7 protein-coding genes are annotated in these 14,427 nt (G+C 63.5%); 4 read left to right on the top strand and 3 right to left on the bottom strand.

All coding sequences use genetic code 11. The features are described 5' to 3' along the window. The first annotated feature begins 56 nt into the window (after positions 1–56). The 4 genes from bamA to rpmE all read left to right on the top strand — a co-directional run bounded on the left by bamA (position 57) and on the right by rpmE (position 4,167). A complete protein-coding gene (gene bamA, locus M2333_RS06350; RefSeq protein WP_413716520.1) occupies positions 57–2,669 on the top strand; it encodes an outer membrane protein assembly factor BamA in 2,613 nt (870 codons plus the stop codon). Continuing rightward, positions 2,669–3,340 (top strand): OmpH family outer membrane protein, encoded by a 672-nt coding sequence (locus M2333_RS06345; RefSeq protein ID WP_264572649.1) that lies wholly within the window; start codon positions 2,669–2,671, stop codon positions 3,338–3,340. Before bamA ends, M2333_RS06345 begins: the two co-directional genes overlap by 1 nt. Positions 3,341–3,346: 6 nt before the next feature. Beyond that, positions 3,347–3,829 carry a 3-hydroxyacyl-ACP dehydratase FabZ gene (gene fabZ / locus M2333_RS06340; RefSeq protein WP_264611200.1) on the top strand — a complete coding sequence of 161 codons (483 nt, stop codon included), beginning with the start codon at positions 3,347–3,349 and terminating at the stop codon, positions 3,827–3,829. A 110-nt stretch (positions 3,830–3,939) separates the two neighbouring features. Then, complete coding sequence (gene rpmE, locus M2333_RS06335; RefSeq protein WP_181559464.1) at positions 3,940–4,167, top strand: 50S ribosomal protein L31; 228 nt, start codon at positions 3,940–3,942, stop codon at positions 4,165–4,167. A gap of 103 nt (positions 4,168–4,270) precedes the next feature. Here rpmE and M2333_RS06330 read toward each other — a convergent pair whose 3' ends face one another. The 3 genes from M2333_RS06330 to rpoB all read right to left on the bottom strand — a co-directional run bounded on the left by M2333_RS06330 (position 4,271) and on the right by rpoB (position 14,096). Continuing rightward, positions 4,271–5,467: a S41 family peptidase gene (locus M2333_RS06330; protein ID WP_264611199.1), complete on the bottom strand. Its 1,197-nt coding sequence runs from the start codon at positions 5,465–5,467 to the stop codon at positions 4,271–4,273. A 119-nt stretch (positions 5,468–5,586) separates the two neighbouring features. Then, entirely contained in the window at positions 5,587–9,843 is a 4,257-nt protein-coding gene (rpoC, locus tag M2333_RS06325) for a DNA-directed RNA polymerase subunit beta' (RefSeq protein ID WP_181559466.1), read from the bottom strand. 80 nt (positions 9,844–9,923) lie between these two features. Next, entirely contained in the window at positions 9,924–14,096 is a 4,173-nt protein-coding gene (gene rpoB, locus M2333_RS06320; protein ID WP_181559467.1) for a DNA-directed RNA polymerase subunit beta, read from the bottom strand. Between the last annotated feature and the right edge of the window lie 331 nt (positions 14,097–14,427).

The raw sequence follows: 14,427 nt of genomic DNA, 5'->3' as shown, positions 1-14,427 counted from the left end.
TCGCGCCGTTGCTCCTGTGTGGCACCATCCTGGCGGGCTTCGGGTCCGTGCCGGCGATGGCACAGGCCACCGGAAGCGCCACAGCGCAGCCGGCCCCCGCGCTGCCCTCCGCGCCTGCGGTTCAGCCGGTGACCGCCGAAGAGCGCACCATCTCCGCCATCACGGTGGAAGGTGCCCAGCGCCTCGAGGGGGACACGGTCCTCTCCTATACCAAGCTGCGGATCGGCAACAAATACACCCGCGAGACGCTCGACGAGGCGCTGCGCGAGCTTTACGCCAGCGAACTGTTCTCGGATGTGCAGATCCGCGACAATCAGGGCGCGCTCACCATCCAGGTGACCGAGAACCCGGTCATCAATCGTATCGTGCTGGAGGGCAATAAGCGCCTCAAGGATGACAAGATCCTTCCCGAAATCCGCATGGCGCCCCGGCAGATCTACACGCGCTCCAAGGTGCGTGCGGACGTCGCCCGGATCATCGAGCTGTATCGTCGCCAGGGCCGGTTCGCGGCGGTCGTGGATCCCAAGCTGGTGCAGCTGGACCAGAACCGCGTCGACATCGTCTACGAGATCACGGAAGGGCCGAAATCCAAGGTCCGCCAGATCAACATCATCGGCAACGACAAATTCTCCGATGGGCAGCTGCGCAGCGAGATGGCGACCAAGCAGTCGCGCTGGTTCCGCGTCTTCTCGTCCGGCACTACCTACGATCCCGACCGTCTGGCCTATGACCAGCAGAAGGTCCGTCAGTTCTACCTGACGCAGGGCTATGCCGATTTTCGCGTCGTGTCGGCCGTTGCCGAGCTGACGTCGAACAAGCAGGACTTCATCATCACCTATGTGGTGGAGGAAGGCGACCGCTACAAGTTCGGCGACGTGACCGTGCAGAGCGATATTCGCGACCTCAGTTCCGAGGGCCTGTCCCGCTCGCTGCGGATGAAGAAGGGCGACTGGTACAACGCCAAGGCCGTGGAAGACACGGTCGAGCAGCTCAACCAGACCGCCGGTCTGTTCGGCTATGCTTTCGCCGACGTGCAGCCCGAGTTCAATCGCAGCCGCGAAGACCTCACCATGGGCATCACCTTCCGTATCGCCAACGCGCCGCGCGTCTATGTCGAGCGGATCGATATCAATGGCAACACGCTGACGCAGGACAAGGTGGTCCGCCGCGAGTTCCGTCTGCACGAGGGTGATGCGTTCAACACGTTCCAGGTCCGCCGCTCGCAGGACCGGATCAACTCGCTGGGCTTCTTCCAGGAGCGTCTGGAGATTGACCAGAAGCCGGGTTCCGCGCCCGACCGCATCGTGCTGGAAACCAATGTCGAGGAAAAGGCGACCGGTGAGCTTCAGCTCTCAGCTGGTTTCTCGAGCCTTGAGCGCTTCATCCTCTCGGCGTCGGTCACGCAGCGCAACTTCCGCGGCATGGGCCAGGAACTGCGCACTTCGGTCAATTATTCGAGCTATTCGAAGTCCGTGAACGTCGGCTTCACCGAGCCCTACTTCCTGGACAAGAACATCGCGCTGGGCGGCGATATCTTCCGGCAGGATACGAACTCATTCAACTACCTGTCCGGTAATGACCGCAACACGTTGTACAGCCAGGTCCGCACCGGCTTCCAGCTGCGTGCCGGTTTGCCGATTACCGAATATCTGTCGCTGGCGCTGCGCTACGGCCTCTCATTCGAGGACGTGACGCTGGACAAGGCCAACTATTATTCCGACCGTGAGCAGGCCGGCAACTTCCAGTGCGACCCTCTGCGCGCAAGCCAGTACCTGTGCGATGCCATCGGCAAGCGCACCACGTCGTCGATCGGCTATTCGTTGATCTACGACATGCGGGACAACCGCATCCGTCCGACGCGCGGGCACAGCATCACGTTCAGTCAGGACTTTGCCGGTCTGGGCGGTAACGTCCGTTACCTGCGCAACCGTCTCTCTGCCGATAAATACTGGCCGCTCGGCGGCGGCTTCATCTTCTCGGTGAAGGGCGAGGCTGGCTACATCCATTCGTTCGAAGATGGCGCGGGGCCGAATTCCGACCCCGTCCGCCTCGTCGATCGCTTCTTCCTGGGTGAGCCGCAATTGCGCGGTTTCGATATTCGCGGCGTCGGGCCGCGCATCGTGCGCAAGCCTTATCTGTACGACGAGAATAATAACGTCATCGGGCTCAGTGAAAACCGCGACCAGTGGTCCGACGACGCTCTGGGCGGCCGCGCTTACTATCTCACGCACTTTGAGATCGAGATTCCGCTTGGTGCCGGCGCGCGCGACATGGGCCTGCGTCCGTCAGTGTTCGTTGATGCCGGTGCCGTCTTCGGCGTCCGTCGTCCGAACTTGATCGACCTACCCCAGAACATCGATTTTCCCATCCGGGATGCCAGCGGCTTGAGGCAGTGCATCACACCTGCGACCGACACGACCGCCAGTTCGCTTTCGTCCATTCCCGATGGCGCTAGCTGTCCTTCCGGTACGACGCCTTACGTAACGTCGATTGGTGGCTTCAAGGAAGTCTTCCTCGGCGACAGCCCCAAACCGCGCGTGTCGGTCGGTTTCGGCGTGAACTGGAATTCGCCCTTCGGTCCGTTCCGGATCGATATCGCCAAGGCCCTGGTGAAGGTCGACGGCGATGATACCAAGCTTGTAACCTTCAACATAGGGACACAATTCTGATGCGTAACTCCATCTTTTCCGCTGTTGCGCTCGCAACGGCATCGGTCGCGGCCCTCAGCGTTTCTGCGCCGGTTTCCGCACAGGTCAAGCAGGCGATTGCCGTCGTCAACATCGACGAGGCGATTGGCCAGTCGAGCGCGGCCACCACGGCCAGCCAGCAGATGCAGGTGACCTACAAGTCGAATATCGACCAGATCAACACGCGTCGCACTGCGCTGCAGACCGAGATTCAGCAGAAGCAGACTGCGCTGCAGACCGCAGCGCAGGCCGCTGGCCAGAACCCGCCCGCTGCCACGCAGACCACCCTGCAGAACCAGTATAACGAGTTGCAGCGTCGCGCGCAGGAAGCGCAGGCCGAACTGCAGCGTCTCGAGCAGCCGCTCCAGCTCGCCCGCGCCTATGTGCTCGAGCAGATCGGCGCCAAGCTGCCCGAGGCCATGCGCAACGTGATGACCAAGAACAAGATCGACCTGCTGGTGAAGGCGGAAGCCGCAGAAGCCTTCCAGCCCACGGCGGACGTCACCCGTCTGCTCGTGCAGGAGATCAACGCGCTGGTCCCGTCCGTCAGCATCACGCCGCCGCAGGGCTGGCAGCCCGGTGGTCAGCAGCAGCAGCAGCCTGCCGCTGCAGCGCCGGCTGCGCGCACGCCGACGGCTGGCGAAGGGCGCTAATCAACGATGAGCGAAGCGGAAAGCGCAGGGGCTGAACAGAGCGGCGGTCTCGATATCCGTGGCGTGCTGGCAGCCTTGCCGCATCGTTACCCGTTGCTGCTGGTCGACCGTGTGGTCTCGATGGTTCCCAAGACCTCGATCCACGCGGTCAAGGCCGTGTCGATGAACGAGCAGTTCTTCCAGGGGCATTTCCCCGGGCGTCCGATCATGCCGGGCGTGCTCATCGTCGAGGCGATGGCCCAGGCTGCCGGCATCCTCGCCGTCGAGTCTCTCGGGCTCGCCGGCACGGGCAAGCTCGTTTATTTCATGACCATTGAGGGCGCGAAGTTCCGTGCGCCTGTCGAGCCGGGGCATCTGCTGGACCTCCATGTCGAGTTCACGCAGCTGCGCGGTTCGGTCTGCAAATTCTCCGGCAAGGCCAGCATCGACGGCAAATTGTGCGCAGAAACAAATTGCGTCGCGATGATCGCCGATCCGCCGAAGGACTGAGCGGGACACAAACCCCGCAGAGCCTTGCCAAGCCGGCCCTTTCCCGCTAAGGGCCGCGCTTCCCTAACGCCCCGGACCGGTCGGAAACCGGTCATTTCAGGAGCCGACACATGAAAAAAGACACGCATCCCGAATATCATCTCATCACCGTGCAGATGACGGACGGGACCAGCTTCCAGACCCGCTCGACCTGGGGCAAGGAAGGCGACACGATGACGCTGGAAATCGATCCGACGTCGCACCCGGCATGGACCGGCGGTCAGCGCCAGCTCGATCAGGGCGGCCGTGTTGCCCAGTTCAACAAGCGCTTCGGTGGCCTTACGCTCAAGAAGAACTGAGCGGTTTCACCAAAGGGTTCAGAGGAAGGCTCCGGTTTCCGGGGCCTTTTTCTTTGTCAGGAGCGCCGACGGAGGCCTGGCCGCGCGCCCATCATGCTGACCGTCAGCGCGCTGTATCCATCGAGACCGGCTCGGGCTGGAAAGCTTCCCTCGGCGTTCCATCGACAGCGTACAGGCGCTCGGTCGGCAATTTGATGATCACGCCGGATTTGGGCAACGCATGATCGTAGATCGCGCCCAGGAGCCCTGCCATCCTGCTGCCTTGCACGCGCGCGCCTATGGCATGCAGGCCAATCGCCAGGCCTTCGCCCATGCTCCCGGTCCAGCGTGACACCCGCACACTGAGGGGGCCGGCATGGTGCTTCCCCGCCCGTGGCAGCACCTGCTCGATCCACTGCCGCGCAATGCCTGTCTCGCGCTGTTCGACGGGCAGGTTGTGAATTTGATAGGCGGTGGGCTGGGTGACGAACCAGCCCATGATCGCCCGCGCCACCGTGGTATTGCCGCCGCTGGCTGTGTCGGTCAGGTCGAGGATGATCGGCTTGCCCGGCGTCAGCGCTGCCATGGCCGTATCGAAGGCTGGGATCGTGTCATCGCGACCGAGGGAATCGTGGAAACGGATGATCGCCGCGCCGCGGGCGTCCTCCGCGACCGAAAGCGGCGGCATGTCCTGAGGCTTGAGGGCGTACAGATTGGGCAGTTCGACCGTGCGTGGTGACCTGCCGCCCGCCTTCACGGTCAGCTGTCGCGGCCGGTCGCGACGGCCCGCCGCGAGTACGCGCGCGGCATAGCCGGCATCGCCTTCGCCCGGCGCGATGCCGAGGTCAGTCCAGAACGCGTCGACCGCTGCCTGTACAGGCGTCCCGGCAATGGCGATCAGCTCGTCTCCGGCTTGCACACCGGCCTGTTCCGCCGGGCTGCCGGCCCGGACCTGCTCAATACGATAGCCAGCGCCGCGCCGCTCGATCCACAGGTCGCCATAGCTTGGGAAAACCGCCCAGCTGTTGGAGAAGGAGGCCCCCGTGATTGCATGATGGTCGGCGAGAACCATGAGGGCGCGTTCTGCAAGGCGGATGAGGCCATCCTCATCGCGCACCGCCTCGGCTTCCGCCTGGAGCCGGGAGGGCAGGCGATATTCGCCGCCTGCAAGGCGCTCGGGATAGGCATAGGTTTCCGCGATGATCCCCGGCAGCGCGCGGGCATCCTCCTGATAGGGATTGGTCTGGCCCAGCGCGCCACTAGCGGAGAGGGTGAGGGCGCCGAAGGTTAGGGCAAGGCAGCAGAGCCTCAGTTTCAGCATCATATGTCCTGCGGCCAGGGGAGTCGATGCCACAGGATATCGCGCCGGACATCCAAGCAAAAGGCCCGCCGGATCGCTCCGGCGGGCCTCTCTATTCGCTTCCCGAAAAGACCTGATGCTTAGTTCATGTCCTCGGTGGTGAAGTCCTCACCCTGCACCTTGCCGAGCGGATCGTCGCCGATGGCGGCTTCCACGGGCTGGCGCAGCTCGGCCTCATGCTCTTCGGCGGCCGTCTGCGGCGCGACGAGGTGAACCTCGTTGGCGGCCCGCATGGCGGCGCGGAGCGCAGCATCGCGGCTGTTCGCGGCGATCCGCATCCGGTTCATCGAGGAGCCGGTGCCGGCCGGGATCAGACGCCCGACGATCACATTCTCCTTGAGGCCGATCAGCGTGTCCTTCTTGCCCTGAACGGCCGCCTCGGTGAGGACGCGGGTCGTTTCCTGGAAGGAGGCAGCCGAGATGAAGCTGCGGGTCTGCAGCGACGCCTTGGTGATGCCGAGGAGCACGGGCTTGCCGAACGCCGGCTGCTGGCCGGGCGCGAGGCGGGCGTTCACTTCGTCCATTTCCTCGCGATCGACCTGCTCGCCTGCCAGCAGCGTGGTGTCGCCGCCGTCGGTGATCTCAACCTTCTGCAGCATCTGGCGAACGATCACCTCGATGTGCTTGTCGTTGATCTTCACGCCCTGCAGTCGATAGACCTCCTGGATCTCCGCGACCATATATTCCGAAAGCGGCTCGATGCCGAGCACTTCGAGAATGTCGTGGGGATCGGGCGAACCGCCGATCAGGTTGTCGCCACGCTTCACGTAGTCGCCTTCCTGAACGTCGATCACCTTGCTCTTGGGGATCAGATACTCGACCGGCTCGCCGCCATCCTCGGGGAGGATCGCGATCTTGCGCTTGGCCTTATAGTCCTTGAGGAACTGAACGCGGCCCGAGACCCGTGCGATGATCGCATTGTCCTTGGGCTTGCGCGCCTCGAACAGCTCCGCCACGCGCGGCAGACCGCCCGTGATGTCGCGGGTCTTGGCAGCCTCGCGGGAGACACGGGCCAGCACGTCACCGGCCTGCACCTGCGCACCATCCTCGACCGAGAGCGTTGCGCCCGGTGCCAGGAGGTAACGCGCTGCCTCGCCGGAGGCATCGTCCAGCAGGGTCAGGCGCGGACGCAGATCGTCCTTGGAGCGGGACGGGGCACGATATTCGGTCACCACGCGCTGCGTGATGCCGGTGGCCTCGTCCGCCTGTTCGGTCAGCGTCTTGCCGTCGATCAGGTCCTGATACTTCACGATACCCGGCTTCTCGGTGATCACCGGCTGCGTGAACGGATCCCACTCGGCGATGCGGTCGCCCTGCTTCACCTTGGCGCCATGCTTGAACAGGATGGCGGCACCATAAGGCAGGCGATGGACCGCACGCTCGCGGCCTTCATCGTCGATGATCGCCAGTTCGCCATTGCGGGCCAGCGACAGGTTACGGCCGTGCTTGTCCGTGATGGTCGGCATGTCGCGCAGCTCGATCGAACCGTCGGAGACGGCCTCGAGGTTGGACTGCTCGTTGAGCTGGGCGGCACCGCCGATGTGGAAGGTCCGCATCGTCAGCTGCGTGCCCGGCTCACCGATCGACTGGGCGGCGATCACGCCGACAGCCTCACCGATGTTCACCGGCGTACCGCGGGCGAGATCACGCCCGTAGCACTTGGCGCACACGCCCATCTTGGATTCGCAGATCAGCGGCGAACGGATCTTGACCGCCTGAACGCCGATGGCCTCGATCTTCGCGACCATCGCCTCGTCCAGCAGCTCGCCCTCGGGGACGATGACCGAGCCATCCTTGCTGTCCACAATGTCCTCGGCCGTGGTGCGGCCGAGCACGCGCTCGCCGAGCGATGCGATCACGCTGCCGCCCTGGATGATGGCCTTCATCTCCAGCGCCTTCTGCGTGCCGCAATCCACCTCGACGATGGTGCAGTCCTGGCTCACGTCGACCAGACGGCGGGTCAGGTAACCCGAGTTCGCCGTCTTGAGCGCCGTGTCGGCCAGACCCTTACGGGCGCCGTGCGTCGAGTTGAAATATTCAAGAACGGTCAGACCTTCCTTGAAGTTCGAGATGATCGGCGTCTCGATGATCTCGCCCGACGGCTTGGCCATCAGGCCGCGCATGCCGGCCAGCTGCTTCATCTGCGCCGGGGAACCACGGGCACCCGAGTGGCTCATCATGTAGATCGAGTTGATCGGCTTCAGGCGGCCCGTATCGGGATCCTGCGGCATCGAGCGAATCTCGTCCATCATGGCGTTGGCCACACGGTCACCGCAGCCCGACCAGGCGTCGATCACCTTGTTGTACTTTTCCTGCTGGGTGATCAGGCCGTCCTGATACTGCTGCTCATAGTCGGCCACCAGCGCCTTGGTCTCATCGACCAGAGCCACCTTGCTGTCCGGAATGATCATGTCGTCCTTGCCGAACGAGATGCCCGCCTGGAACGCGTGGCGGAAGCCCAGCGCCATGATGGCGTCGGCAAACAGCACCGTGTCCTTCTGGCCGGTGTGACGATAGACCTCGTCGATCACGTCGCCCACGTCCTTCTTGGTGAGCAGGCGGTTGACGGCGTCGAACGGCACCTTGTGGCTCTTGGGGAGGCACTCGCCGATCAGCATACGGCCCGGCGTGGTTTCCACGCGGCGCATGTAGGTCTCGCCATTCTCGTCCGTCTGCGGCACGCGGCTGATGATCTTGCTGTGCAGCGTCACCGCCTTGGCGAAGAGGGCCTGGTGGACCTCCTGCATGTCGGCGAGGATCATGCCTTCGCCCGGCTCGCCGGCCAGTTCCATCGACAGATAATAGATACCCAGTACCATGTCCTGCGAGGGCACGATGATCGGCTTGCCGTTGGCGGGCGAGAGGATGTTGTTGGTGGACATCATCAACACGCGCGCTTCCAACTGGGCCTCAAGGCTCAACGGAACGTGGACGGCCATCTGGTCACCGTCGAAGTCGGCGTTGAACGCGGCGCAGACCAGCGGGTGAAGCTGGATGGCCTTGCCCTCGATCAGCACGGGCTCGAACGCCTGAATGCCGAGGCGGTGGAGCGTCGGAGCGCGGTTCAGCAGCACAGGGTGCTCGCGGATCACCTCATCGAGGATGTCCCAGACTTCCTTGCGCTCCTTCTCGACCCACTTCTTCGCCTGCTTGAGGGTCATGGAGAGACCCTTGGCGTCGAGACGGGCGTAGATGAACGGCTTGAACAGCTCGAGCGCCATCTTCTTGGGCAGACCGCACTGGTGCAGCTTGAGCTCCGGACCGGTCACGATGACCGAACGGCCGGAATAGTCGACGCGCTTGCCGAGCAGGTTCTGGCGGAAGCGGCCCTGCTTGCCCTTGAGCATGTCGGAGAGCGACTTGAGCGGACGCTTGTTGGCGCCGGTGATGACGCGGCCACGACGGCCGTTGTCGAACAGGGCGTCAACGGCTTCCTGCAGCATGCGCTTTTCGTTGCGGACGATGATGTCCGGCGCACGCAGCTCCATCAGGCGCTTCAGGCGGTTGTTACGGTTGATGACGCGACGATAGAGATCGTTGAGGTCCGAGGTCGCGAAGCGGCCGCCATCCAGCGGCACCAGCGGGCGCAGTTCCGGCGGAATGACCGGCACGACGTCGAGGATCATCCATTCCGGGCGGTTGCCGGAATCGATGAAGCTTTCCACGACCTTGAGGCGCTTGATGATCTTCTTGGGCTTCAGCTCCGACTTGGTCGTCGCCAGCTCTTCCATCAGTGCCTTCTGCTCGCCCTCGAGATCGAGGTCCATGAGCATCTGCTTGACCGCCTCGGCGCCGATACCGGCGGAGAAGGCGTCTTCGCCATACTCGTCCTGCGCCTCGACCAGCTCGTCCTCGTTGAGAAGCTGATACTTCTCCAGTGGCGTGAGGCCCGGCTCGATGACGATGTAGCTCTCGAAGTAGAGGACGCGCTCAAGCTGCTTGAGCTGCATGTCGAGCAGCAGGCCGATGCGCGAAGGCAGCGACTTCAGGAACCAGATGTGGGCAACCGGCGCGGCCAGCTCGATATGGCCCATGCGCTCGCGGCGGACCTTGGAAACGGTCACTTCCACGCCGCACTTTTCGCAGACGATGCCCTTGTACTTCATGCGCTTGTACTTGCCGCACAGGCACTCATAATCCTTGATCGGGCCGAAGATGCGCGCGCAGAAGAGGCCGTCACGCTCGGGCTTGAACGTGCGATAGTTGATCGTCTCCGGCTTCTTGATCTCGCCGAAGGACCAGCTGCGGATGCGCTCAGGCGATGCAATGCCGATCTGGATCTGGTCGAAGGTTTCCGGCTTGGCCATCGGATTGGCGAAGGTGGTCAGTTCGTTCATGTCTCAATTCCCTGCAGAGGGCTGAAGTTCGTAAAGGGGCGAAGGGGAGGGGCGCCGCGCGAGCAGCGCCCGTTTTCCCGTTATTCCGCCGCCTCGGGCAGTTCGTCGTCGCCATCGCTGTCGGAGAGGTCTTCCAGCGCCGCCAGCTCAACATTGAGGCCGAGCGAGCGCATTTCCTTCACGAGCACGTTGAAGCTTTCCGGAATGCCGGCCTCGAAGGTGTCGTCACCCTTGACGATCGCCTCATAGACCTTGGTACGGCCGACCACGTCGTCGGACTTGACCGTGAGCATTTCCTGCAGCGTGTAGGCTGCACCATAAGCCTGCAGTGCCCAGACCTCCATCTCACCGAAGCGCTGACCACCGAACTGGGCCTTACCACCCAGCGGCTGCTGGGTGACGAGGCTGTAGGGGCCGATGGAACGGGCGTGGATCTTGTCGTCCACAAGGTGATGCAGCTTGAGCATGTAGATGATGCCCACCGTCACCTTGCGATCGAACGCGTCACCGGTCCGGCCGTCATAGAGCGTGGACTGGCCCGACGTATCGAGCCCTGCCAGCTGCAGCATGGCCGAAACGTCGGCTTCACGCGCACCGTCGAACACCGGTGTCGCGATCGGAACGCCGGTCACGAGGTTGGAAGCAAGCTCGATGACCTGCTCAGCCGAGCGGGACTTGATCTCGTCCGCATAATCCTCGCCATAGACGGTCAGCAGGCGCTCCTTCACCGCTTCCGGCATTTCACCGCCGGTCGCGTTCGGGTTGGCCTCGCGCCAGTCGCGCAGGGCATGCTTGATCTGCTGGCCGAGACCGCGGGCGGCCCAACCAAGGTGCGTCTCGAAGATTTGCCCGACGTTCATGCGCGACGGCACGCCCAGCGGGTTGAGCACGATGTCGACCGGGGTGCCATCCTCCAGGAACGGCATGTCCTCGACCGGCAGGATGCGCGAGATGACGCCCTTGTTGCCGTGACGGCCGGCCATCTTGTCGCCCGGCTGCAGCTTGCGCTTCACCGCAACGAAGACCTTGACCATCTTGAGCACGCCCGGGGGCAGCTCGTCGCCGCGCTGCAGCTTCTCGACGCGGTCCTCGAACTTCTCGACGATAACCTTCACGGCCTCGTCATACTGCGTCTTGACCGCTTCGAGCTGAGACTGGCGGGCATCGTCCGCAACCGCGAACTTCCACCACTCGTGACGCTCAACCTCGGAAAGCAGCTCCTCGGTGATGTCGACGCCCTTCTTGACGCCCTTGGGCGCTGCCGTGGCCGTCTGGCCGATCAACATCTCGCGCAGGCGGTTGAAGGTTGCGCGATTGAGGATCGCGCGCTCGTCCTCGCGGTCCTTGGCGAGACGGTCGATTTCCTCGCGCTCGATGGCCATCGCACGCTCGTCCTTGTCGATGCCGTGCCGGTTGAACACGCGCACTTCGACGATCGTGCCGGCAACGCCCGGGGGCAGACGGAGCGAGGTGTCGCGCACGTCGCTGGCCTTCTCACCGAAGATGGCGCGGAGGAGCTTCTCTTCCGGCGTCATCGGGCTTTCACCCTTGGGCGTGATCTTGCCGACGAGAATATCGCCAGGCTCCACCTCGGCGCCGATGTAGACAATGCCCGCCTCGTCGAGGTTGCGCAGGGCTTCCTCGCCGACGTTGGGGATGTCGCGGGTGATGTCTTCCGGCCCGAGCTTGGTGTCGCGGGCCATCACCTCGAACTCCTCGATGTGGATCGAGGTGAAGACGTCGTCCTTCACGATCCGCTCGGAGATCAGGATGGAGTCCTCGTAGTTGTAGCCATTCCAGGGCATGAACGCGACGAGGCTGTTGCGGCCCAGGGCCAGTTCGCCCAGCTCGGTCGAGGGACCGTCGGCGATCACGTCGCCGGCCTTCACATGCTCGCCCACCTTCACCAGCGGACGCTGGTTGATGCAGGTATCCTGGTTGGAGCGCTGGAACTTCATCAGCGTGTAGATGTCGACGCCCGACTTGCCGGCCTCGATCTCTTCGGTGGCGCGGATCACGATGCGGGTGGCGTCCACCTGATCGACGATGCCCGAGCGCTTGGCCGCGATGGCGGCGCCGGAGTCACGCGCAACCGTCTCTTCCATACCGGTGCCGACGAACGGCGCCTCGGCCTGCACGAGCGGCACGGCCTGACGCTGCATGTTCGATCCCATGAGCGCGCGGTTGGCGTCATCGTTTTCCAGGAAGGGAATGAGCGATGCGGCAACCGAAACAAGCTGCTTGGGGCTGACGTCCATCAGCGTGATGTGGTCGCGCGGCGCCATCAGGAACTCGCCGGCCTCACGGGCGGAGATGAGATCCTCGGCGAAGGTGCCGTCCGGGTTCACTTCGGCGTTGGCCTGCGCGATCGTGTGCTTGGCCTCTTCCATGGCGGAGAGATACACGACCTCGTCCGTCACCTTATTGTCGATGACCTTGCGATAGGGCGTCTCGATGAAGCCGTACTTGTTGACGCGCGAGAAGCTCGCCAGCGAGTTGATCAGGCCGATGTTCGGGCCTTCCGGCGTCTCAATCGGGCAGATGCGGCCATAATGGGTCGGGTGAACGTCGCGGACCTCGAAGCCGGCGCGCTCACGGGTGAGACCACCCGGGCCCAAGGCCGAAACGCGACGCTTGTGCGTGATTTCGGAGAGCGGGTTGGTCTGGTCCATGAACTGCGAGAGCTGCGAGGAGCCGAAGAACTCGCGCACCGCCGCCACAGCGGGCTTGGCGTTGATGAGGTCGTTCGGCATCACCGTCGAGACGTCGACGCTGGACATGCGCTCCTTCACGGCGCGCTCCATGCGGAGCAGGCCGACGCGATACTGGTTCTCCAGCAGCTCACCTACCGAACGCACGCGGCGGTTGCCGAGATTGTCGATGTCGTCGATCTCGCCCTTGCCGTCCTTGAGGTTCACCAGCTCCTTGACCACGGCGAGGATGTCCTCGCGGCGCAGCGTCGTGATGGTGTCCTCGGCGTCGAGGCCAAGGCGCATGTTCAGCTTCACGCGGCCCACGGCCGAGAGGTCATAGCGCTCGCCGTCGAAGAACAGGCCTTCGAACAGGGCTTCGGCGGTCTCGCGCGTCGGCGGCTCGCCGGGGCGCATGACGCGGTAGATGTCGGAAAGCGCGTGGTCGCGGTCTTCGGCCTTGTCGACCTTGAGCGTGTTGCGGATCCACGGACCTGTGTTCACATGGTCGATGTCGAGCAGTTCGAGGCGGTCGATACCGGCCGCATCCAGCTTGGCGAGGTTCTCGGGCGAGACCTCGTCGCCGGCTTCGATGTAGATCTCGCCGGTGCTCTCGTTGATCAGGTCATAGGCGCTGTAGCGGCCATAGACTTCCTCGGTCGGAATCACGAGCGCTTCCAGGCCGTCCTTCGCGGCCTTGAGCGCCGCACGCGGGCTGATCTTCTGCCCGGCTGCGAACACCACTTCGCCGGTCTTGGCGTCGATGATGTCGAAGGTGGGCTTGAGGCCGCGCCAGGCGTCCGCCGTATAGGGGATCTGCCAGCCATTCTCGCCGCGTACATAGGTGACCTTGTTGTAGAACTCGCCGAGGATTTCCTCGCTGTTCAGGCCAAGCGCGAAGAGCAGGGCAGTGACCGGCAGCTTGCGCTTGCGGTCGATACGCACGTTCACGATGTCCTTGGCGTCGAACTCGAAGTCCAGCCAGGAACCGCGATACGGGATCACGCGAGCGGCGAAGAGATACTTGCCGGAGGAGTGGGTCTTGCCACGGTCATGGTCGAACAGGACGCCCGGCGAGCGGTGCATCTGGGACACGATGACGCGCTCTGTACCATTGACGATGAAGGTGCCGTTGCCGGTCATGAGCGGCATGTCGCCCATGTAGACATCCTGCTCCTTGATATCGAGAACCGAGCGGGTCTCGGTGTCCTGATCGACTTCGAAGACGATCAGGCGGAGCGTGACGCGCATCGGCGCGGCATAGGTGATGCCGCGCTGACGGCATTCCTCGGTGTCGTACTTGGGATCTTCCAGCTCATAGTGGACGAAGTCCAGCTCGGCCGTGCCGGCAAAGTCGCGGATCGGGAAGACGCTGCGCAGCGTCTTCTCAAGGCCGGACACATAGCCGATTGCGGGATTGGACCGCAGGAACTGCTCATAGCTTTCGCGCTGAACCTCGATGAGGTTCGGCATTTCCACGACCTCGTGGATGTTGCCGAATACCTTGCGGATGCGCTTGGTGGCGCTTTCGCCGGGCTTGATGGGGAGAGCCTTGGTTGCCATGCCAGAGATACCTGACCTTCCTGCGTGTTGTGGTCCCGATAATATTTTTCGCATTGCAGCGAAAATTCAGCCTTTTGCTGCGTCTGCGCACCTCAATTCGAGGGCTGCGAGCACGCAAAAAAGTGCGGGCCGGGGCTGTCCGATCCGCACTTGAGCGTCATATGAACCTCGCTGTCACCCCATATGTGATGCATGTCGTGCGCAACGCGTCATGCTTGCCCGGGTAACGGCAGGCGACTGGCGGGCAGATGCCCGACCAATCCGAATGACCAGCGATATAAGGCCATCGCGCGGCATTGCAAGGGGGTTGCGGCGCGCTGCAATGCCTTTG

The sequence above is a fragment of the Sphingobium sp. B11D3B genome (assembly GCF_025961735.1).
Lineage (GTDB): Bacteria > Pseudomonadota > Alphaproteobacteria > Sphingomonadales > Sphingomonadaceae > Sphingobium.
The sequence above is the reverse complement of the archived record's forward strand: the minus strand, read 5'-3'. Positions and strand labels throughout refer to the sequence as shown.

Excerpts from the sequence above, each read along its gene's own strand:
- bamA (WP_413716520.1), top strand. The coding sequence starts at position 57 with ATGGCACAGGCCACCGGAAGCGCCACAGCGCAGCCGGCCCCCGCGCTG.
- M2333_RS06345 (WP_264572649.1), top strand. The coding sequence starts at position 2,669 with ATGCGTAACTCCATCTTTTCCGCTGTTGCGCTCGCAACGGCATCGGTC.
- fabZ (WP_264611200.1), top strand. The coding sequence starts at position 3,347 with ATGAGCGAAGCGGAAAGCGCAGGGGCTGAACAGAGCGGCGGTCTCGAT.
- rpmE (WP_181559464.1), top strand. The coding sequence starts at position 3,940 with ATGAAAAAAGACACGCATCCCGAATATCATCTCATCACCGTGCAGATG.
- M2333_RS06330 (WP_264611199.1), bottom strand. The coding sequence starts at position 5,467 with ATGCTGAAACTGAGGCTCTGCTGCCTTGCCCTAACCTTCGGCGCCCTC.
- rpoC (WP_181559466.1), bottom strand. The coding sequence starts at position 9,843 with ATGAACGAACTGACCACCTTCGCCAATCCGATGGCCAAGCCGGAAACC.
- rpoB (WP_181559467.1), bottom strand. The coding sequence starts at position 14,096 with ATGGCAACCAAGGCTCTCCCCATCAAGCCCGGCGAAAGCGCCACCAAG.